Raw genomic sequence first — 21,063 nt, 5'->3', positions numbered from 1 at the left:
CTCAGCATTCGGCCGGCAGCGGGCCGGGCCGGTCCGCGTTGTCTGGCCAGGACAACCACTGGCCGGTGCTGCGCAGGATCAGCACGCCGCACTGCCGGTCGTGCTGACGCGGCGTGGCGCGCAGTTCCACGCAGGTATCCAGGCTTGCCGCCGGGCAGGCTGTCGCCGAAATGATGTGGCGTGCTTGCCCGGCGGGGGGCACCGGGCGCGGCCAGTCGCCGGCAACGGTGTCGTCTCCGGGCTGCCCGGCAAAGCTCATGGCCTGCGCCGCGTGCCGTTCGAGTTCGAGCAATGCGGCAGCCAGTTCCGCGCGTGCCTGGGCGCGCCAGCCGCGCCGGAGATGCTCGTGCCAGGCGGGCACGGCAAGGGAGGCCAAGAGGGCTGCGATCACCACCACGACCATCAGTTCGATCAGGGAAAAGCCGCTGGATCTCATGGTGCGGTCTCCTTCGCCGGTCCGGCGAGTTCGCGCCATGACAGGCGGCCGGTGCGCCGGCTTGCCACCACCTGTGCCAGGCGCGTGGCGGCGCCGTCCTTCAACGTCCATAGCGCCAGCGCGTAGACCTCGCGGCCGGCGCTGCCGGCCTGGGGCGTTATCCCAGGCAGGGCTTCACGGGTGAGGGTCGGTGCGCTTGCGTCGGCGGTGCCGCTGACTAGCCCCGTGACAAAGGGAAGCACCGGCGCGCCGTCCGCCTTGCGGCCGGCCGACTCGCCACTGGCAGCCAGTACCAGATAGGTCCGTTGCCGGCCATCCGGTAGCCGTGTCACGAAGACAAGGTAGCCGGGCGAGGCCAGGCTGACGTGCTCGACCTGTTCGCCGGCATCGGGCAGGACAAGGTGCCACCCCAACGTTTGTGCCGCCGGGCGCTGGCCCGGCGCGGCCTGCAGGACAAAACCCTCGCCCTGTGCCCGCGCTTCGATACGGGCGGGCTGGCCGGCGGAATGGGTGCCATCCGCCACGGCAGCCAATTCGTTGCCGGCCCCATAGACGACGAGCGGTTGCGCTGGCGTGCCGAGCACCACTGGCGGCGCGGGCTCTGCAATGCCGGGCCCGCTGCGCAAGCGGTGCAGGCACGTGGCTGGCGGCGCAGGTTGCCGCAGGACATCGCCCAGCGCAAAACGCCATAGCTGGCCCGCCTCATCGGTGGCGTAGGCGGCGAGCGCCGTGCCGTCAAACGCTGTGGCCATCGTCATGGCGCGCAGCGCGGCCGTGGATAGCTTGCCGTCGCAGCCTTGTGCGGCCACGCGCAACACGCGCCACGGCGCCGCGGCCGTGTCGAGCGGCAGCAGCGCGAGCCCGGGCTCCGCAGGCGGCGCCAGCAGTGTGACGGCATGCCAGCGTTGCGCATGGCCGTCGCCCAGCGCGGCTGTGCGAACCGGGCCGGTGCCGGCAAGCGGCAATGCCGGCGTGGCTGCGTGCTCCCATAGCAACCGCAATGGCAGCGCGGCCTCTGGTTCGGTGATGTCGAGTGCAAACACGCCGGCGATGTCCTCCGGTCCGCCGCGGAACGCGCACAGCAGCAGCGTGCGCCAGGCACCGTCGACCACGGCGTCGGTGCTTTCCGGGCGGGGGCAAGGATTGACCGCGACCGGCGCCTTGGGATCGGCCATGGCCGCGGCAAGCGGCAGCAGCGTGCGCGGCAGGTAGACGGCACGCTCCTCGCCGGAGATGGCATCGAAGCCGTGCAGCTGGCCGTCGACGGTGCCGATCCACGCCATGTGTGGCCGCTGGGCATGGCGCTCGCGAAATCGCGCATGGCCCGGCTGCCCTGTCTGCCCCGGGCGCCATATGGGCGGTGCGACCACCAGCACGCGCGCGCCGCGCGCGCTGGCCAGCCGCGTGTCGCGCGGGCGCAGCGCGGGACTGGCGTTGTCGCCGCGCAGCCAGGCCAGTTGCCGGGCGTCGAGGCGCTCGCGCGTGGACTCGTCCAGGTCGGGCCACTGAAGCGCCGCCAGCCGCTCCGGCTGGGGCATGGCGGCCTGCAGCGAGGTGTAGATCCTGCGCGATGCGGGTTGCCTGGCATCCAGCAAGGCCCCCGCTTCCCACAGGCCCGACAGCGGCTGGCGATCCTCGTCAGTTGCTGCCAGTGAAGCCTGCCATCCGACCGCGCGCAACCGGCCAGTCCAGGGCCTGGCGCCGGGTTCGATCAGGTAGGCGAGCGGGAGGCGGCCTGCAGGGCTGTCATTGCCGGCCGGAGTCGCGGGCGCGGGAATCAGCGCAAGCACGCAGGCAAGCAGGAAGGCGGCGCGTGCGTTCATGGCTGCACGATGCTCTGCACGACGGCCCGTACCGCGGGCGAGCGGCCGAAGCCGACAGCGGTGACGCGCAGCCGCGGCAAGGCTGGCCGGCCTTCGTCGATCACGGGGCCGTCGTCAAGCAGCTCGGCAACGTAACGCGGCGCCGTGTGCGAGCCTGCAAAGGCTTCCGGCAGGAAAGCTTCCGACACGCCGGCAAAGCTGCCCACCGGCACGCCAATCGCCAGGTCCGTTGCCGAGTCATGCAGCCACGGCTGCCATACCGGCGTTCGTGCCTGCGCAGTGTTGCACAGCGCTGCCTGCGCGCCGCGGCCGCATTCGCCGGCAGCGGGCCATTGGCCGAAGCGGTCGCCACTTCCGGCGGCGGCGAGCAGTTCGGCCTCCGCCTCGAACAGCGCCGCTTCGGCTGCCCGGAACGCGATCTCGCGGTCGCGGCCGGCAACCGCCAGCTGTCGGCCTGCCAACAGCATCTGCAGCATTGCCGCCGCGGTGGCGGACACCAGCAGCAGCATCGTCGCCGCGAACAGCAGCGTGATGCCGCCGCGTTGCGTCATGGCATGGCGCCTCAACATAGCGTCTCCTCGCAGCGCGCGGCATTGCGCAAGCGGACCGTCGTGGCGAACACGCGACGGTGGGCGCGGTGCGTGTCGACCGGCGCGGCCTGCAGATCGGCCCAGGCATCGTCGGCGCGCGCCAGCCCGGCAGCGTCGCGGGCAGGTCCGCGCTGCTCGCCCTGCAGTGCAAGCGCGACCTGCACCGCCAGCACGCGGTGCCATGCATGCGCTCCCATTGCCTGGACCCGTGCGGCAGGCAGGTACGCGTCGGGCTGCCGGTCGCCATCCATGTCCACCCCGTAGCGCAGTTGCAGCGATGCCACGCCACGGACCAATGCGCCGGAAGTCCAGCCGTGCCCGTCGACCTGGCCGTTGCGACGGGACGGGTAGCGGCACAGCAGCTGCGGCTCGCCGTCCGACGCGGCGGCGATGTAAAGCATGTTTGCCGCGACAAAATCCGTGGTGCTCTCCGCCCCGGCCCCCCGTGCTGCCAGCGGATAGCCGCTGCAATCGATCATCGTCTCGTCGGGCTGGCTCGGATCGCCGGGCTGTCCCTGGCCACTGAACCGCACCAGCAGGGCATCGCTTTGTGCGACACCGCGGCGGGCGCATGTCGGCACCTCGGCGATGCCCGGCTGCCCGCAGTCATCGGCGCCACTGACTGCGGGCGGCACTGCCGCGTCGAGTGGGCCTGGATGCCATCCGGCCTGGCGCAGCAGCGCGGTCAGGATGGCGAGCGCGCGTTGGCCGCGCTCCTCCATCAGCATGCGCTCCGCCGCGCTGCGGTAGGCGGAAAGCGCCACCTGCCACGCCGCCGTGGCGACGGCGGCGACGATCAGCCCGAGCGCCAGGCCGACCATGGCTTCGGTCAGCGAAAAGCCCGGGGCGTTGCGACGCATCGGGAGCGTTCTCATGGCAACCTCGCGCCGACGCGGTTCAGCGGCAATCCGGCCGGCCATGGCGCCAGTTCGGCAGACTCTGCTGTCCTGCGCGTGTCATAGGTGGCCTGATCCAGCGTCCGCTGCCAGCCAAGTCCCGTTGGCCCAAGGATCGCGAGCGATGCCAGCCCGGCGGTGAAGATCACCAGCCCGCAGAGCGCTTCGAACAGGATGTAGCCGCGGACGGCGCCAGGGAGGGGATGGCAGCGAGGCGGGCGGCAGGGCAGGGCACAGGATGGGCGCATCGCGAGGCGTCAGGACGTTTCGGGACCTCCACCGTATCCCGCCGCCGCGATGTGGTTTGTAGCCGACTGATATGGATGCGCAAAATTTGGTTAGGCCGCGCTGAACCGCTCGCCAGCTGCGAATTACAGCGTTGTCCGCCGGCGACAAATGAGAATCATCTCCTTGTAAAGTGGTATTGACACCGCATATTGAATTCCCCACTATGGCGGGGTATCGCTTTGGCCGGAACTTGATCCACAGTCTTCCGGCTCACGCTCGCCGCCACGGCAAGCTGAAAAAATCAAAAGAACGCAGTCGGGTGTGGCAATGGCGTGCTTCCGCAGAGAGGCACCCGTCGCCAGAACGGAATTTTCCGGGGGTCATCATGAGCAGGGTCGTTCCACGAGCTTGGCAGCAAGGCTTGCCAGTCAGCCGGTTGCGCTGACATGGACAGCCCGATTCGCACCCGCGCAGCCGGGTGTGGAGGGCGTTCGCCGTTTGCCCGCGCGCATCGCGCTGGCATCGACGGCGGGCGCGCTTCACCGCTGGCATGCGCCCGGCCTGCAGCCGGCTTTACCCTGATCGAACTGATGGTCGTGATCGCGCTGATCGCGATCACGACCGCGATCGCCATTCCATCCTTCCAGCGCTTTCTCGAACGCGCCCGCGCCGATGCGGCGGCGGCCGAGGTCGCGGGCCTGTTCTCGCTGGCGCGCAGCGAAGCGATTCGCCGCAACGTGCCGGTGACGATCTGCCGGGCGACCACGGCGACCAGCACCGTTTGCGCGCAGGATGCGCAGGCTGACTGGGGCGGCCGCTGGATCCTGTTCCAGGACACCAACAACGACCAGGTCCGTGCGGCCGGCGAAGAAATCATCCGCATGCGCGATGCCGGCAATGGCGGCTTGTCGCTGCTGCTGGCGGCGCCGGTGCAGGCGATCCAGGTCAGCGCACGCGGCTTCCTGTCCGCCGATGGCGCGCTCGCGTTGCGCGTGGCTTCCGGGTCGGATGAGCGTGCGCTGAATATCTGCGTATCGCATGCCGGGCGCGTCGACCAGAGGGCCGCGGCATGCAGTTGAGCCGATCCGCGTTGCGCCAGCGCGGCGCGAGCCTGATCGAGGTGCTGATCACCATGGTGCTGGTCGCCATCGTGCTGATCGGCATGATGTCGCTGCAGGCGGCATCGCTGCGCTACCGCTCCGGGGCCAGCGTGCGCTACACCATTGTCGACGCGGCCACGGACCTGTCCGAGCGTATCCGCGCGAATACCTCAGGCCTGGCCGAAGGCGTGCCCGAAGGCGCCAACGCCTACCTGGATGCGCTGGCCGTGCAGCCTCCCGCCGCGCCGGCCAAGGACTGCAGCCGGGTTACGTGCGACGGTGCCGAATATGCCGCCTGGGACGTGTCGCAATGGTGGCGCGCGCTGTCGGCGCAACTGCCCGGCGCCGGCGTCGCGGCATGGACTTCCCCCGCGGTCGTGGCACCTGCCGGCACGGTGCCAGCGGGCTTTGTCAGCTACCGGCTGGAGTTGTACTGGAAGGATCCCGCATCGAACATTGCCGCCGTGGATTGCTCCGCGGCGGCCAACGCTTATTTCGCCACGCTGGCCGGGTTTGACACCAGGGGAGTCACATGCGCGACCGTCACGCTCCGGCCCTGATCCGGCGCCGCATCGCCAGCCGCGGGCGCTCGCTGGTGGAAATCATGGTCGCGCTGGTGCTCAGCCTGTTGTTGCTGGGATCGATCACCGCGTTCTACCTGACCACGCAGCGCAGCACGCGCACGCAGGAAGGCTTGCGCAGCGCCGACGACGGCGCGCGCTGGGCCCTGTCGGTCATGGGCGACCAGCTGCGCCTGGCCGGACTGGGGCGCGTCGACCTGTCGCTGCTGAGCGCGCGCCCGGTCACCTTCGATGGCGCGCCGGTGGTCGGCTGCGACGGCGGGATCGCCGATGTCGGAACGGGCGCCTGCGTGGCGCCGGCGACCACGAATGCGGATGCGATCACGGTGCGCTATTTGCGCATCGATGGCTCGCTCGCCAGCGTCACCGACTGCAACGGCCGCGCGGTCCCGGTGGCACGCGGCGTGGCCGAAAACGCCTTCTACGTGGCCGGCAACACGCTGATGTGCCGCGGCTCGGATGGCGCGACCATGGCCGCATCGCGTGCCGAGCCGATCCTTGAGAACGTCCAGGACCTGCAGCTGACCTACGGCGTGGCGCAGGATGCCGACTCCGCCAACGTCACGCAATACCAGCCGGCCAGCGCGCTGGCGGCGGCGGACTGGAGCCGCGTGGTCAGCGTGCGCGTATGCCTGCTGGTGACGGATCCCAGCCCGGTCAATGCGGATATCGCCACCACTTACCGCGACTGCGCCGACAACGTGCAGAACACTGCCGACGGCCGCCTGCGCCGGCGCTTTACCAGCAGCTTTGCACTGCGCAACCGGGTGGGATAGATGAGCCAGCGCACGGACAGACAAGAGTGCAGACCGGCGCTGCGCAGGCGCCGCGCGCGCGGCGTGGTGCTGGTGGTGGCACTGGTGATCATCGCGGTGGTGTCGCTGCTGACCGTATGGAGCATGCGCGGCAGCCTGTTCGACGAACGCCTGGCGGGCAACAACCGTGACCATCAGGTCGCGTTCCAGGCGGCGGAGCTGGGGCTGCGCTTTTGCGAAGGGGTGGTGGTCACGGGACAGCCGGCCGCGCTGTTCAACCGCATGTACCGCAAGGACATGAGTGCCATCGTCAGCGCAGCCAAGCCGCCGGTGGACAGCAGCGGCCAGCTCAAGCTGGGCTATCTCGATGCCAGCGGCCGCCAGTTCTGGGAGGTGCCGGCCAACTGGGATACCAGCGTGAACGCCGAGCCCAATACCAACGTGATCGTTATTCCCGCCAGCGACGGCGTCACGCTGCGCGAAGCCGCGGCGGCGCCGCGCTGCTTTATCGAAGAGATCCGCAAGCCGTCCAAGGTCAGGAATCCGCAGACCGGCATGCCGATCAATATCCATTACCGGGTGACGGCGCTGGGCACCGGCATCAATCCCGGCACGCAGGTCTCGCTCCAGTCGGAGGTACGGCAATGACAGGCTTCAACAGGAGGTTCCGCCAGGGCGTCGCAGCGACGATGGCTGTCGCGATCGCGCTGTTGCCGGTCGCTGGCGGCGCGGCGGTGTCGCAGCAGCCGCTGATTTTCAGCACCTCGGTGGCGCCCAACGTGATGTTCACGCTGGACGATTCCGGCTCGATGATGTTCGAGATCACGCCGGAAAGCCTGTCGCCGAATGGCACGGAATCCAGCTGGGACCTGACGCCCGACCGCGGCAACTGGCTGATCTATACCTTCCCGTTGCCCAGCGGCGGTCAGGTCTATTCGACCGGCGCCACCTACTACAAGGACGCCAACGCGTCGGTCGTCAACTTCAGCAGCACCTCGCTGGCGGCGGCACACTACCGGACCGCGGCGCTGAATGTGTCGTACTACAACCCGGACGTCACCTACGGCGCATGGTTCGATCCGTCCGGCAGCCTGGCCAAGGCGTCGCCAAAGAAGGCCTACTACAACCCGATGCTGCCGGACAACGGCTCGATCGACCTGACCGCCGACAACACCGTCAAGACGTACTGGCTGGACGACGATGGCAAGGGCTTCAGCGAAAAGAAGGTCACGTTCTATCCTGCCCTCTACTACCGGTACGACAGCACGCTCAGCGGCTGCAACGCCAGCACGTCGAGCCTGAAATGCTTCAAGCGCTACGAGATCCGTTCGGGGTCGACGTTTCCGCACAACGGCAAGCGCATGGACTGCGCATCATCGGCCAGCTGCACCTACGACGAAGAAATCCAGAACTTCGCCAACTGGTTCCAGTACTACCGCTCGCGCATCCTGGCCATGCGCGCGGCGGTAGGCCAGGCCTTCGCGGGGCAGAATGAAGCCATCCGGGTGGGCTTCACCACCATCAATGACAATACCCGCTCCGGCTCGTCCAGCTTTACCGGCATCCGACGCGCGGTGGCGCCGTTCAGCACCACCAACAAGACGCAGTTCTACCAGGACTTCTACAGCCTGGACCTCGGCGCCAACGGCACGCCGCTGCTGGGCGGCATGGACACCGTGGGCAAGTATTTCCAGAACAACGCCCAGCCGTGGGTCGAGCCGGGCGGCACCAGGGAGAGCGCCTGCCGTGCCAGCTACCACATCCTGTCCACCGACGGCTATTACGGCGACAGCACCTCGGTCGGCGATGTCGACAGCAGCAAGGGTTCAAAGATCACGCCGGTGTCAGGCACGGCCTACCAGTACCAGCCAGTGGCGCCGTACAAGGACGGCTATTCGAATACCCTCGCCGACGTGGCGATGAAGTACTGGGTCAACGACCTGCGCACCGCCGAGAACCGCGTGCCGACCAACGCGCGCGACGAAGCCTTCTGGCAGCACCTGGTCACCTTCACGCTGGGGCTGGGCGTGAAAGGCTCGCTGGAATCCGACCCGGCCAACAAGCCGGCCAACGCCAATACCACGCGCAGCGATGTGCTCGACGCCATCCTGGCCAAGCTGAAGGCGGGCACGATCAGCTGGCCCAGGCCGTCCAGCAGCGACCAGAACAAGATCGACGATCTCTGGCATGCCGCGGTGAACACGCGCGCCGACAACTACAGCGCGGGAGACGCTACCGGGCTTGCCGCGGCGCTGAACAACGCGCTGACGCAGATCGCCTCGCGCAGCGGCTCGTCCTCGTCGGCGGCGACCAATTCGACCACGCTGAACACAGACACCGCGCTGTTCCTGACGCGCTTCCGCTCGGGCGCATGGACCGGCGAACTGCTGTCGCAAAGCTATAACGCCACGGACCGAGCCTTCACGAACCTCAACTGGAATGCCTACCAGCAGATGCCTGCCGCGGCGTCGCGCAAGATCTATACGTGGTCGCCCGGTACCGCGCCGGCCGGCAAGCCGTTCCAGTGGACCAGCGACAGCGACGCCTCGCTGACCACCGCGCAGAAGACCGCACTGGGGGGCGACAGGGCCATCGTCGCCTACCTGCGCGGCGACACCACGCTGGAAAGGCGCAACGGCGGCAAGTACCGCGACCGGGTGACCGACAACGGCTCCGGCGGTTCAGTGTCGAACGTGCTGGGCGACATCGTCAACTCCTCGCCGATCTACGTGAAGGCCGCGGATGCCGGCTATGACTACCTGAACGGAGACGGCGGCAACAGCTATTTCAGCTTTCTCGCCAACAACCGCACCAATCGCCGCGCGATGATCTATGTGGGTGCCAACGACGGCATGCTGCACGGCTTCGATGCGCTGACCGGGGTGGAAAAGTTTGCCTACCTGCCCAACCAGGCGATCGTCGGTGCCAATTCGGTCAAGGCGCTGGCCTCTCCCGACTACGTCCACCGCTTCCTGGTCGATGCCACGCCGAGCGCCGGCGACGTATTTATCCGGCGCGGCACGGACAGCACCGCCAGCTGGCGCACGGTGCTGGTCGGCGGCATGGGCGCCGGCGGCAAGGGTATGTTCGCGCTCGACGTGACCGACCCGTCGGCCTTCGACGAGAAGAAGGTCATGTGGGAAATTGCCGCCGATAACGACAATGACCTGGGCTACACCCTCGGCACGCCGGCGATCGGCCGCGTCAACAATGGCAAATGGGTGGCGATCTTCGGCAACGGCTATGAAAGCGGCACGGGCAAGGCGGTGCTGTACATCGTCGATCTGGCCAACCCGTTTGCCAGCAATGGCATCCAGAAGATCTATGCCGATGCGAAGGAGACCGCCGCGAGCGGCAACAACAACGGGCTGGGCAGCCCTGAAGTGGTCTACGACGACAACCTGACCATCCAGGCAGTCTATGCCGGCGACCTGAAAGGCCGGATGTGGAAGTTCGATCTCGCCGGCGACAACCCGGCGGCCTGGAGCGCCCGCATGGGCACCACGCAGGGCGCGCCGCTGTTCACCGCGCAAAGCGCCGCGGGCGTGATTCAGCCGATCACCGCAGCGCCCACTGCGTTGGTCAATCCCAAGGATCCGAAGAAAGGCTTCCTGCTGACCTTTGGCACCGGCCGCTTCTACGACGCCGCTGACACCGCGGCCACGGGCTATAACTCGGTCTACGGCGTGTGGGACAACAATGCCGCAGCGGCGACGCGCAGCGACCTGCGCGCGCAGACGCTGACGCCTGGTTCGACAATCGTGGATGGGGTGTCGCGTCCCGTTTTGACGCTCAGTAGCAATGCGGTCGACTACACCACCCGGCGCGGCTGGTACATCGACCTGCTGACGCAGGGCGAGCGCGTGGTGGTCAAGCCGAAGACCGACGCGGAACGGCTGGTGATCACCACGCTTACGCCATCGACCGACGAGTGCGTCGGCGGCATCAGTTCCAACCTGCTCGACTTTGCCGCGCTGACCGGCGCCGCGCTGCCGTATGCGGTGCTCGACGTCAATGGCGACGGCAAGGTCGATGGAGACGACAACATAAAGGTCAACGACAGGGTGCTGGTGGTATCGGGCATCGCCCAGCAGGGCAACTTCGGCTCGACCATCTTTACCGGGGGCGGCGGCAGCAGCGACCACCTCAAGGTCGCCAGCGCCACCACGGGCGATGTCATCAGCGTGGTGGAGAAGGGCAATATCGCCCGCAACCGGCTGTCGTGGAGGCAGATCTCGCAATGAACAGGTTCCCTGGCCGCCGCTGCATGCCGGGCACGGGCGGCATGACGCTGATCGAGTTGATGGTCGCGGTATCGATCCTCGGCATCATCGCCGCGATCGCCATCCCCAACTACACCGAATACGTCAGGCGCGGCTATCGCACCGATGCGCGCGGCATGATGACCGAGGCGGCGCAGCAGCTGGAGCGCTTTCGTTCGGTCAATGGGCGCTATGACCAGGACACCGCAGAAGCGGCGTTTGCCTTGCCGGCGGCGTTCCGCACCTCGCCGCGCGACAGCAACCGGGTCCGCTACAACATCTCGCTGGTGGCCAATTCGCTGACAGCGAACGGCTATGTACTGCAGGCGGTCCCGGTCGATGCGGCGGACGCGTGCGGCACCTACCTGCTGGACCAGGCCGGCACTCGGCTGAACGCGGTCGGGGCTAATCCCGCCGCGTACCGGCAGGACTGCTGGGAGCGCTGAGAGACGAGTGGAAAGTCGGGGAAGGGAAGGGCGCTCAGCGCTTGCTGTTGCCCGCGGTCACTTCGGCGAGTACATCGGAGAATTCGGAAACATCCTCGAAACTCCGGTACACCGACGCAAACCGGATATACGCGATCTTGTCGAGCTTGCGCAACTCGATCATCACCAGCTCGCCGACCTGGCTGCTGGCGATTTCCTTTTCGCCCAGCGACAGCAGTCTTTCCTCGATGCGGGTGATGGCTTCATCGATGGCCTCGGCCGAAACCGGACGCTTGCGCAGCGCCAGGCGCATCGAATCCTTCAGCTTGGCGCGCGTGTAGTCGACGCGCGAACCGTTTTTCTTGACGATGGCGGGGAAGAACAACTCGATCCGCTCATAGGTGGTGAAGCGGCGGTCGCAGGACTCGCAGCGGCGGCGCCGGCGCACGGCATCGCCGTCTTCGGACATGCGCGTGTCGAGAACCTGGGTATTGGAATGACCGCAAAAGGGGCATTTCATGCCGGACCACCTTCAGTTAACACCCCGTCGCCATTTCCGTTGGGTCTTCTGCGGTGGCGGGGCGGGTTGGCGAGGCCCGCAAGCCGGAGCCCCATGAAGGGCGTGGCTTGCGGGGCTGCCGGCCGCTCACGCGCAAGGGCGGGAGCGGCCTCGATGCATCAGCCGTAGACCGGGAAACGCTTGGTCAGGGCGGCCACCTGCTCGCGCACGCTGGCGATGTTGGCGGCGTCGTGCGGGTTCTCCAGCACGTCGGCGATCAGGTTGCCGACGATGCGGGCTTCTTCTTCCTTGAAGCCGCGCGTGGTCATGGCCGGCGAGCCCAGGCGCACGCCCGAGGTCACGAACGGCTTTTCCGGATCGTTCGGGATGGCGTTCTTGTTGACGGTGATGTGCGCCTCGCCCAGGATGCGCTCGGCGTCCTTGCCGGTGATGTTCTTGGCGCGCAGGTCGACCAGCATCACGTGGCTTTCGGTGCGGCCCGAAACGATGCGCAGGCCGCGCGCGATCAGGGTCTCGGCCAGCACGGCGGCGTTCTTCACCACTTGCTGCTGGTATTCCTTGAACTCGGGCGTCAGCGCTTCCTTGAACGCGACGGCCTTGCCGGCGATCACGTGCATCAGCGGGCCACCCTGGATGCCGGGGAAGATTGCCGAGTTGATGGCCTTCTCATGCTCGGCCTTCATCAGGATCACGCCGCCGCGCGGGCCGCGCAGGCTCTTGTGCGTGGTCGTGGTGACGAAGTCGGCGTGCGGCACCGGGTTCGGGTAGACGCCCGCGGCGATCAGGCCGGCGTAGTGGGCCATGTCGACCATGAAGTAGGCACCGATCGACTTGGCGACCTTGCCGATGCGCTCGAAGTCGATGCGCAGCGCGAAGGCCGAGGCACCGGCGATGATCAGCTTGGGCTTCTTCTCTTGCGCCAGCTTTTCCAGCGCGTCGTAGTCGATGTCTTCCTGGGCGTTCAGGCCGTAGCTGACCACGTTGAACCACTTGCCGCTCATGTTCAGCGCCATGCCGTGGGTCAGGTGGCCGCCTTCGGCCAGGCTCATGCCCATGATGGTGTCGCCCGGCTTGAGCATGGCGAAGTACACGCCCTGGTTGGCCTGCGAACCCGAGTTGGGCTGCACGTTGGCGGCTTCGGCGCCAAAGAGTTGCTTGACGCGGTCGATGGCGAGTTGCTCGACCATGTCGACAAACTCGCAGCCACCGTAGTAGCGCTTGCCGGGATAGCCCTCGGCGTACTTGTTGGTCAGCTGCGAACCCTGCGCGGCCATCACGGCCGGCGAGGTGTAGTTTTCGGAGGCGATCAGCTCGATGTGGTCTTCCTGGCGCTGGTTTTCCTTCTGGATAGCGGCAAAGACTTCAGGGTCGATCTGGTCGATCGTGAAACGGCTGCGTTCGAACATGGCGAAACTCGTCTGAAAAAAGGGGAATCCGATTCAAGCATCGGGAGCATCGGGTTAGGGCGCGCGGGGAAGGCTAGCGGCGACCGGCGCTGGCGGCACTTTAACCGTCGGCGCAGGGCGCACCCTGCTTCCCATTCGCTGCCCAGGCGAGCGGCAGGCGTTAGAAACAACACGCCAGAGAACTTGCGCTTCCTCGTGGTAGTGCCCACTGACTTCGCCAGTCGCGCAAGATGGAATGGTTGGGCGCAGTGTAGCGCGTAGAGTGCGCCCGCCGCAAGCCGTCAACCCGCCAGCCAAGGCTGGTCAAGGGCTGGCCAGCAACTTGCTGTTGCAAACTCGTACTGCGGGTTTACACGAAACCGCGATCTCTCTCCGTTACAATCGCGGCCATGACAAATTTTGTCTGGACCCTGCGGGTGTACTGGGAAGACACCGACGCGGGCGGCGTAGTGTTCTACGCCAACTACCTCAAGTTCTTCGAACGGGCCCGCACCGAGTGGCTGCGTTCGCTCGGTATCGAGCAGCAGGCGCTGGCCGACGAGGCCGGCGTGGTCTTTATCGTCCGTAGTACGGCGGTGGACTACAATGCGCCCGCCCGCCTCGATGACCAGCTCGAGATCCGTACGCGCATCGACCGGGTCGGCCCGGCTTCGGTCCAGTTCACGCAGGAAGCCTGGCGTGGCGAGCTGATGCTGGCGACCGGCGTCATCCGCGTTGGATGCGTCGATCGAAGCACTTTTCGTCCCGCCCCGATTCCCGCCCCCGTCCTAGCTACCATCAAGTCCGCCCGATGAATCCCGTGACCGTCACGCAAGACCTGTCGATCGTATCGCTGGTGCTCCACGCCAGCCTGCTGGCACAGGCCGTCATGGCGCTGTTGCTCGTCATGTCGCTGTTTTCGTGGACCTATATCTTCCGCAAGCACCTGGCGCTGCGCTCGGCGCGCACCCAGACCGAGGGGTTCGAGCGCGACTTCTGGGCCGGCGGCGACCTGCAGGCGCTATATAACAGTGCCGTCAACAACCGCCACAACACCGGCGCGCTCGAGCGGATCTTTGAATCCGGCATGGGCGAGTTCCTGAAGGCGCGCGAGCGCGGCAACGATTCGGGCGCGCTGCTCGACGCGGCCCGCCGCGCCATGCGTGCTGCGTACCAGCGCGAGATGGACGTGATGGAGTCGCACCTGCCGTTCCTGGCGTCGGTCGGCTCGGTCAGCCCGTATATCGGCCTGTTCGGCACGGTCTGGGGGATCATGAACGCGTTCCGCGGCTTGTCGAATGTGCAGCAGGCGACCCTGGCGTCAGTGGCGCCCGGCATCGCCGAAGCACTGGTAGCCACGGCGATCGGCCTGTTCGCGGCGATCCCGGCGGTGATCGCCTATAACCGCTATGCCACCGAAATCGACCGCCTCGCGATCCGTTTCGAGAGCTTCATGGAAGAGTTCCTGAACATCCTGCAACGGCAGGCGCGCTAACCGAATCCAGCACGGGCGGCATGGGCAACCGGCCCGGCCCCCGTCGTTTCCAGGAGTCCTGCAATGGCAGCCATTCAGCGCCGCGGCGGTTCGCGCCGCCGGGCAAGCGCCGACATCAATGTCGTGCCCTATATCGACGTCATGCTCGTGCTGCTGGTCATCTTCATGGTGGCAGCGCCGATCGTGAGCCCCGCGACCGTGGACCTGCCCACCGTGGCCAACGCCACGCCCCAGCAGAAGGCGCCGCCGATCGTGGTCACCGTGCACGAGAACGGCGATCTGACCGCGCGTGGCAAGGACAATGCCGGCAATGCCTTCGAGCGCAAGCTCGACAAGCAGGGCCTGCTCGATTTCGTGCACCAGCGCCAGAACGAGAATCCGGACCAGCCGGTGGTGATCGCCGCCGACCGTTCGGTGAAGTATGAAGCCGTGCTCGATGTCATGTCAGTCCTGAAGGCCGACGGCATCAAGCGCGTGGGCCTGATGGTCAAGTCCAAGACTTCCTGACGCGTTGAACCCGTACTGAAGCCGCATTGATGCGCCCGACTGACAGCCACCGCGATTGCCGTTGCGCCCGATGAATACCGTCGCCGCCTATCCCTACCAGCCGGTGAGAGAGCGGGGAACCATGCGTTCCTTCGTGCTCGCGCTTGCCATGCACCTGCTGCTGGGCATCGTGCTGTATTACGGCGTGCACTGGCAGAGCAGCACGCCGGTTGGCGCCGAGGCCGAGCTGTGGGAAGAGGTTCCCGCCGCCACCGCGCCGCCGCCGCCGCCGCCCGAGCCCGAGCCCGAGCCGGTGGTGCAGCCGCGGCCGGTGCCCGCACCGCCGGCCCCGCAGGTGAAGAGCAAGGTCGAGGAAGACGCCGACATCGCGCTCGAGAAGAAGAAGCGCCAGGCCGAGACCGCCGCGCGCGAGGAAGCCGAGCGCAAGGAAACGGCCCGCAAGGAAGCCGAGCGCAAGGACGCGGCGCGCAAGGAAGAGGCACGGAAGGAAGACGCTCGCAAGGAAGAAGCCCGCAAGGACGCGGTGCGCAAGGAAGCCGAGCGCAAAGAGGCCGAGCGCAAGGAAGCCGAGCGCAAGGAAGCGCAGCGCAAGGACGACGCGAAGAAGAAGGTCGCGCAGCAGGAACAGGAACGCAAGGAACAGGCTGAGCGCGAGCGCAAGGAAGCCGCCGATGCGAAGGCCAAGGCCGCGCAGGCCGACGCCAAGGCGAAGGCCCAGGCAGAGGCAAAGGCCAAGGCACAGGCCGATGCCAAGGCCAAGGCGCAGTCGGAGGCGGCTGCCAATGCACAGCGCAAGAGCGAGCTGGCGCGCCTGCAGGCGATGGCCGGCGGCGGCGCCGGCGGCGGCGGCGTGGGCAGCACGACCGGGGCGGGTGCCGGTGGTGGCGGCAAGGCGTCGCCGGGCTATGCCGACCGCGTGCGCCGTCGGGTGAAGCCGAACATCGTCTTCACGGAAGACGTGCCGGGCAACCCGAGCGCGGTGGTATCGGTGCGACTGGCGCCGGATGGCTCGCTGATGTCGGCGCGCCTGTCCAAGTCCAGCGGCGATTCGTCGTGGGACAACGCCGTGCTGCGCGCGGTCGAGCGTTCCGACCCGCTGCCGCGCGACGAAGATGGCAAGGCGCCGGCCAGCTTTACCATTACCTTCCGGCCAAAGGACTGAGTGACCTGGGCGCCATGAATTGCAACATAATGCAACCTTCATCGCCGGCTTTCAGTCCCATCGCTACGATGGCAGGTTGCCTGACGCAGCCGGCAGTGTGCAGACCGCACGCACAACGGGGATGCGCCATGCGCGGTCCTGCCCGTGTTGCCGTCTGCCTGGATTTCCTGCCGTGCCCGACGAATCTTGAAATCGACTGAGGAGCAGCATGCGAAAGCTTTGGGCCCCCAACTGGCTGTCCGCGAGGCGGCACCATGCAAACCAACGAGCCGCCCACAGGGCGGGACGCCGCGCGCTGATGGCGTGGCTGGCTGCGGCACTGACCGTGGCCGCCGGCGCCGCGCACGCGCAGCTCAACGTTGAAATCTCCGGGGTCGGCTCCAGCCAGATCCCGGTCGCTACCGCCAACTTCCAGGGCGAGGCCCAGGCCCCGCAGAACCTGACCGCGATCATTCGCGCCGACCTGGCGCGCAGCGGCCGCCTGCGCAATGTCGACCCGGGCGGCGCCACGGTGGCGGAATCCGCCAATGTCGACCTGGGCAGCTGGAAGTCGCGCGGTGCCGACGCCTTTGTCGCCGGCAGCGTGACGCCGGCCGCCGGTGGCCAGTACGAGGTGCGTTTCCGCCTGTACGACACGGTCAAGGGCCAGAGCCTGGGCGGGCTGGCCTTCACGGTCAACCAGAGCCAGCTGCGCGTGACCGCGCACAAGATTGCCGACTACATCTATGAAAAGCTGCTGGGCGAGCGCGGCGTGTTTGCCACGCGCCTGTCGTACGTGTCGAAGGTGGGCGGCCGCTACCAGCTGCTGATCTCGGATTCGGACGGCCAGAATTCGCAGGTTGCGCTGAGCAGCAACGAGCCGATCATCTCGCCGTCGTGGTCGCCGGACGGCCGCCGCGTGGCCTATGTTTCGTTCGAAGCCAAGAAGCCGGTGGTGTACGTGCATGACCTCGCCAGCGGCAAGCGCACGCTGGTGTCGAACCAGAAGGGCAACAACAGCGCGCCGTCGTGGTCGCCTGACGGCCAGCGCCTGGCACTGGCGCTGTCGCGCGACGGCAATACCCAGATCTACCAGGTGAACGCCGACGGTTCTGGCATCCGCCGCCTGTCGCGCAGCAGCGCCATCGACACCGAGCCGCAGTACTCGCCCGATGGCCGCAGCATCTACTTCACCAGCGACCGCGGCGGTGCGCCGCAGGTGTATCGCATGCCCGCCGGCGGCGAAGAAGCCGGCGCGGCGCAGCGTGTCACCTTCAAGGGCAGCTACAACGTGAGCCCGCGGATCTCGCCGGACGGCAAGTACCTGGCGTACATCTCGCGCGCGGGCGGCTTCAAGCTGCAACTGCAGGACCTGAGCAACGGCGACGTGACGTCGCTGACGGATACGGCCAACGACGAGGCTCCGAGCTTCGCCGCCAACGGCAAGTACATTCTCTATGCCACCCGCGTGGGCGGCCGCGCGGTGCTGGCGGCGGTGTCCACTGACGGGCGTACCCGGCAGGTTCTGTCCCTCCAGTCCGGCGATGTTCGCGAGCCGTCCTGGGGTCCTTTCATGCAATAACAGGAGTCATTCAACATGCCCCAACTGATGAGCAAAACCCTTGCCGTCGCCGCTCTGCTGGCCCTGGGTGCCTGCAGCTCCGGCGTCAAGCTGGACGACACTGCCAACGCCGGCGCCGGCAAGGCCGGCACCGGTGCGGACCCGCGCGCCGTGACCCCGGTGACCGCCGCCGATCCGCTGAACGACCCGAACAGCCCGCTGGCCAAGCGCAGCGTGTACTTTGACTTCGACAGCTACTCCGTCAAGTCCGACTACCAGGGCATGCTGACCGAGCACGCCAAGTACCTCGGCACCAACAAGGGCCGCAAGATCCTGATCCAGGGCAACACCGACGAGCGTGGCACCAGCGAGTACAACCTGGCGCTGGGCCAGAAGCGCGCCGAAGCCGTGCGCCGTTCGCTGGCCACGATGGGCGTGGCCGACGGCCAGATGGAAGCCGTGAGCCTGGGCAAGGAAAAGCCGAAGGCCGCCGGCCACGATGAAGCCTCGTGGGCGGAAAACCGCCGCGCGGACATCAACTACTGATCTGCGGACTGACCCTCCATGAAAGCACGCGTTTCCACCCTGTTGTGGCTTGCCGCTGTCGCCGGCGGCGGCATGCTCCCGCTCGCGCAGGTGCATGCCGGTGTGTTCGACGATGACGAGGCCCGCAAGGCGGTCATCGGCCTGCGCGACCAGTTCAATGGTTTCCAGGCGACCGCCACCCAGCGCATCGAGCAGAACAGCCGCACCATACTCGACATGCAGAACCAGCTCGAAGGCATGCGCCAGGAAGTGGCGCGGCTGCGCGGCCAGAACGAAGTGCTGCAGAACACGGTGGACACGCTGCAGAAGCAGCAGAAGGACTACTACGCCGACCTCGATGCGCGCCTGAAGAAATTCGAGCCGCAGCAGGTCACGGTCGATGGCCGCGAAGGCCTGTCGCAGCCGGGCGAGAAGCCCGAATACGACGCCGCGCTCAAGCAGTTCCAGGCGGGCGACTTCAAGAGTGCCGGGACTTCGTTCTCGGCGTTCGTCAAGAAGTACCCGCAGAGCCCGTACGTGCCGCTGGCGCAATACTGGCTCGGCAACTCGCTGTATGCGCAGCGCGACTACAAGGGGTCCACCTCGGTGCTGCAGACCATGGTCAACGCCAACCCGACGCACCCCAAGGTGCCGGACGCGATGATCGCCATTGCCAACAACCAGCTCGAGTCCGGCCAGAAGGCGGCCGCGCGCAAGACGCTGGAGCAGGTGGTGGCCAAGTATCCTGGCACCGAAGGCGCGCAGGCGGCGAGCAACCGCCTCAAGACGCTGAAGTAAGCGTCGGCGGCGGCGCGCCGCCCGCTGCTGCAAGGCCCGCCAAGGTTCGCTTTGGCGGGCCTTTTTCGTTTGTCGCGCTAGAATATGCGATTCGCCTGAACGATTCTTGCGCGCCGCCCCCGGTGCGCTGCCCGCACCATGACCAAACGCGCCATCGTCCTGCTTTCCGGCGGACTCGACTCCGCCACCGTACTTGCCATGGCCCGCGCCCAGGGTTTCGAGACCTATGCGCTGTCGATGCGCTATGGCCAACGCCATTCCTCCGAACTGGAGGCTGCCAGGCGCGTGGCCGCGGCGCTGGGCGCCACCCGTCACGAGATCGTCGACCTCGACCTGCGCCGCTTCGGCGGCTCGGCGCTGACCGATGACGCGCTGGAAGTGCCGACCGACGGCGCCACCGACGGCATTCCCGTCACCTATGTGCCGGCGCGCAACACCATCATGCTGTCGCTGGCGCTCGGCTGGGCCGAGGCCGTGGGCGGGCGCGACCTGTTCTTCGGCGCCAACGCCGTGGACTACTCGGGCTACCCCGATTGCCGCCCGGAATACGTCGCCGCCTATGAAACGCTGGCCAACCTCGCCACCAAGGCGGGCGTCGAGGGCGACCGCTTCAGCGTGCACGCGCCCATCATCGACATGACCAAGGCCGAGATCATCCGTGCCGGCATCGCCCTGGGCGTCGACTACAGCCTGACGGTGTCGTGCTACCAGGCCGACGACGACGGCCGCGCCTGCGGCGTGTGCGACTCCTGCCGCATCCGCCGCGCCGGCTTCGAGGCCGCCGGCGTGCCCGACCCGACCCGCTACCAGGGCGCCGCCTGAATATTCCGAACCGACCGCCGCCAGAAGCCGTCCCCTCCCAACGACATGCCTGATATCGACCTTGCCGCGCTCTCGCGCACCGTGCTGCTGAGCACGTTCGTCCTGACCTTCCTGTTCGGCGCGGTGCTGCAGCGCACGCACTTCTGCACGATGGGCGCAGTGTCCGACGTGGTCAACATGGGCGACTGGAGCCGCGCGCGCATGTGGGGCCTGGCGATCGGCGTGGCCATGATCGGCACCGGCGTGCTGGCGTGGGCCGGCGCCGTCGATCCGACCAAGACCATCTATACCGCCAGCAAGCTGGGCTGGCTGTCGGCGCTGGCGGGCGGGCTGATGTTCGGCTTCGGCATGGTGCTGGCGTCGGGATGCGGCAGCAAGACGCTGGTGCGCATCGGCGCGGGCAACCTGAAGTCGCTGGTGGTGTTCGTGTTCCTGGGGCTGTCGGCCTACATGACGCTGCGTGGCCTGTTCGGCGTGGTGCGCGTCAATACCGTCGACGCGGTGACGGTCACGCTGCCGACCACGCAGGACCTGCCGTCGGTGCTGGCGCAGGGCACGGGCATGGCGCGCGGCGCGCTGCAGCTTGGCCTAGGGCTGCTGCTGGGGGGCGTGCTGGTGGTGTGGGCGCTGGCGGGCCGCGGCTTCCGCTCGTTCGACAACCTGCTCGGCGGCATCGGCGTCGGTCTGATCATCGTGGCGATGTGGTACGTGTCGGGCCACCTGGGCTACGTTGCCGAGGATCCGAATACTCTTGAAGAGTTGTTTGTGTCGACCAACTCCGGTCGCATGGAAAGCCTGAGCTTCGTCGCGCCTTACGCCTATACGCTCGACTGGCTGATGATGTTCAGCGACAAGAGCAAGGTGCTGACCATCGGCATCGTAAGCGTGTTCGGCGTGATCGCCGGCGCGGCGGTCTATGCGCTGGCGACGCGCACGTTCCGCTGGGAAGGTTTCGGTAATGCCGAGGACGTGGCCAACCACATGGTCGGCGGCATCCTGATGGGCGCGGGCGGGGTGACCGCGCTGGGCTGCACGGTGGGGCAGGGGTTGTCGGGCGTCTCGACGCTGGCGATCGGCTCCTTTATCGCGCTGGCCGGCATCCTGGCGGGTGCGGTGCTGGCGTTCCGCTACCAGATGTGGCGGCTGGAACGCATGATGTGAACACCGCCCGCGCGGCGCGCTCTTGACAGTTCGAGAAGTGTGTCACTATAAT

General features: G+C 67.3%; 21 protein-coding genes and 1 riboswitch. Of the genes, 15 read left to right on the top strand and 6 right to left on the bottom strand.

Annotated features, from left to right (window positions below):
* Position 1: 1 nt before the first annotated feature.
* From LPA45_RS13110 to LPA45_RS13095, 4 genes are read right to left on the bottom strand one after another with little or no spacing between them, the layout of a single operon-like run.
* Positions 2–436 carry a type IV pilin protein gene (locus LPA45_RS13110; protein WP_317923037.1) on the bottom strand — a complete coding sequence of 145 codons (435 nt, stop codon included), beginning with the start codon at positions 434–436 and terminating at the stop codon, positions 2–4.
* A complete protein-coding gene (locus LPA45_RS13105) occupies positions 433–2,259 on the bottom strand; it encodes a PilC/PilY family type IV pilus protein (RefSeq protein WP_317923038.1) in 1,827 nt (608 codons plus the stop codon). Before LPA45_RS13105 ends, LPA45_RS13110 begins: the two co-directional genes overlap by 4 nt.
* Positions 2,256–2,810, bottom strand: coding sequence for a pilus assembly protein (locus LPA45_RS13100; protein WP_367394581.1), 555 nt, complete (start codon positions 2,808–2,810; stop codon positions 2,256–2,258). Before LPA45_RS13100 ends, LPA45_RS13105 begins: the two co-directional genes overlap by 4 nt.
* A gap of 11 nt (positions 2,811–2,821) precedes the next feature.
* A complete protein-coding gene (locus LPA45_RS13095; protein ID WP_317923040.1) occupies positions 2,822–3,709 on the bottom strand; it encodes a PilW family protein in 888 nt (295 codons plus the stop codon).
* A 710-nt stretch (positions 3,710–4,419) separates the two neighbouring features.
* Here LPA45_RS13095 and LPA45_RS13090 point away from each other — a divergent pair.
* The 6 genes from LPA45_RS13090 to LPA45_RS13065 are packed head-to-tail and all read left to right on the top strand — an operon-like array spanning position 4,420 to position 11,117.
* Complete coding sequence (locus LPA45_RS13090; protein WP_317923042.1) at positions 4,420–5,052, top strand: GspH/FimT family pseudopilin; 633 nt, start codon at positions 4,420–4,422, stop codon at positions 5,050–5,052.
* Complete coding sequence (pilV, locus tag LPA45_RS13085; protein WP_317923043.1) at positions 5,043–5,633, top strand: type IV pilus modification protein PilV; 591 nt, start codon at positions 5,043–5,045, stop codon at positions 5,631–5,633. Before LPA45_RS13090 ends, pilV begins: the two co-directional genes overlap by 10 nt.
* Positions 5,606–6,430 (top strand): PilW family protein, encoded by an 825-nt coding sequence (locus LPA45_RS13080; protein ID WP_317923044.1) that lies wholly within the window; start codon positions 5,606–5,608, stop codon positions 6,428–6,430. The genes pilV and LPA45_RS13080 overlap by 28 nt, the downstream gene beginning before the upstream one ends.
* Positions 6,431–7,057: a pilus assembly protein gene (locus LPA45_RS13075; RefSeq protein WP_317923045.1), complete on the top strand. Its 627-nt coding sequence runs from the start codon at positions 6,431–6,433 to the stop codon at positions 7,055–7,057.
* A 41-nt stretch (positions 7,058–7,098) separates the two neighbouring features.
* Positions 7,099–10,653 (top strand): pilus assembly protein, encoded by a 3,555-nt coding sequence (locus LPA45_RS13070; protein WP_367394580.1) that lies wholly within the window; start codon positions 7,099–7,101, stop codon positions 10,651–10,653.
* Positions 10,650–11,117, top strand: a complete 468-nt coding sequence (locus LPA45_RS13065) for a type IV pilin protein (RefSeq protein WP_317923047.1) — start codon at positions 10,650–10,652, stop codon at positions 11,115–11,117. Before LPA45_RS13070 ends, LPA45_RS13065 begins: the two co-directional genes overlap by 4 nt.
* 34 nt (positions 11,118–11,151) lie before the next feature.
* On the opposite strand, the gene nrdR is transcribed toward LPA45_RS13065, so the two are convergent.
* Together nrdR and glyA are read right to left on the bottom strand one after the other, a co-directional pair.
* Positions 11,152–11,616 carry a transcriptional regulator NrdR gene (gene nrdR / locus LPA45_RS13060; RefSeq protein WP_116320783.1) on the bottom strand — a complete coding sequence of 155 codons (465 nt, stop codon included), beginning with the start codon at positions 11,614–11,616 and terminating at the stop codon, positions 11,152–11,154.
* A 158-nt stretch (positions 11,617–11,774) separates the two neighbouring features.
* Positions 11,775–13,022, bottom strand: a complete 1,248-nt coding sequence (gene glyA / locus LPA45_RS13055; RefSeq protein WP_116320784.1) for a serine hydroxymethyltransferase — start codon at positions 13,020–13,022, stop codon at positions 11,775–11,777.
* Between the two features lie 133 nt (positions 13,023–13,155).
* Positions 13,156–13,257, bottom strand: a riboswitch (ZMP/ZTP riboswitch).
* A gap of 154 nt (positions 13,258–13,411) precedes the next feature.
* On the opposite strand from glyA, the gene ybgC reads away from it, so the two are divergent.
* From ybgC to LPA45_RS13010, 9 genes are all read left to right on the top strand, one after another.
* Positions 13,412–13,816 (top strand): tol-pal system-associated acyl-CoA thioesterase, encoded by a 405-nt coding sequence (gene ybgC / locus LPA45_RS13050; RefSeq protein ID WP_116320785.1) that lies wholly within the window; start codon positions 13,412–13,414, stop codon positions 13,814–13,816.
* A complete protein-coding gene (tolQ, locus tag LPA45_RS13045) occupies positions 13,813–14,496 on the top strand; it encodes a protein TolQ (protein WP_317923048.1) in 684 nt (227 codons plus the stop codon). The genes ybgC and tolQ overlap by 4 nt, the downstream gene beginning before the upstream one ends.
* A gap of 63 nt (positions 14,497–14,559) precedes the next feature.
* Positions 14,560–15,003 (top strand): protein TolR, encoded by a 444-nt coding sequence (gene tolR / locus LPA45_RS13040; protein WP_029045462.1) that lies wholly within the window; start codon positions 14,560–14,562, stop codon positions 15,001–15,003.
* A 70-nt stretch (positions 15,004–15,073) separates the two neighbouring features.
* Positions 15,074–16,165, top strand: a complete 1,092-nt coding sequence (gene tolA, locus LPA45_RS13035; protein ID WP_317923049.1) for a cell envelope integrity protein TolA — start codon at positions 15,074–15,076, stop codon at positions 16,163–16,165.
* 208 nt (positions 16,166–16,373) lie between these two features.
* Entirely contained in the window at positions 16,374–17,726 is a 1,353-nt protein-coding gene (tolB, locus tag LPA45_RS13030) for a Tol-Pal system beta propeller repeat protein TolB (RefSeq protein ID WP_116320787.1), read from the top strand.
* Between the two features lie 15 nt (positions 17,727–17,741).
* The gene (gene pal / locus LPA45_RS13025; protein WP_116320788.1) at positions 17,742–18,251 is read left to right on the top strand and encodes a peptidoglycan-associated lipoprotein Pal; all 510 of its coding nucleotides are present in this window, start codon (positions 17,742–17,744) and stop codon (positions 18,249–18,251) included.
* Positions 18,252–18,269: 18 nt separating this feature from the next.
* A complete protein-coding gene (gene ybgF / locus LPA45_RS13020) occupies positions 18,270–19,028 on the top strand; it encodes a tol-pal system protein YbgF (RefSeq protein WP_317923050.1) in 759 nt (252 codons plus the stop codon).
* 138 nt (positions 19,029–19,166) lie between these two features.
* Complete coding sequence (gene queC / locus LPA45_RS13015; protein ID WP_317923051.1) at positions 19,167–19,850, top strand: 7-cyano-7-deazaguanine synthase QueC; 684 nt, start codon at positions 19,167–19,169, stop codon at positions 19,848–19,850.
* A gap of 45 nt (positions 19,851–19,895) precedes the next feature.
* The gene (locus LPA45_RS13010; protein WP_317923052.1) at positions 19,896–21,011 is read left to right on the top strand and encodes a YeeE/YedE family protein; all 1,116 of its coding nucleotides are present in this window, start codon (positions 19,896–19,898) and stop codon (positions 21,009–21,011) included.
* The last annotated feature ends 52 nt before the right edge of the window (positions 21,012–21,063 follow it).

Origin of the sequence: Cupriavidus sp. Agwp_2 (genome assembly GCF_040784895.1) — a bacterium.
Taxonomy (GTDB): domain Bacteria; phylum Pseudomonadota; class Gammaproteobacteria; order Burkholderiales; family Burkholderiaceae; genus Cupriavidus.
Note: the sequence above shows the minus strand (reverse complement) of the source record. Positions and strands in the feature narration are given on the sequence as shown.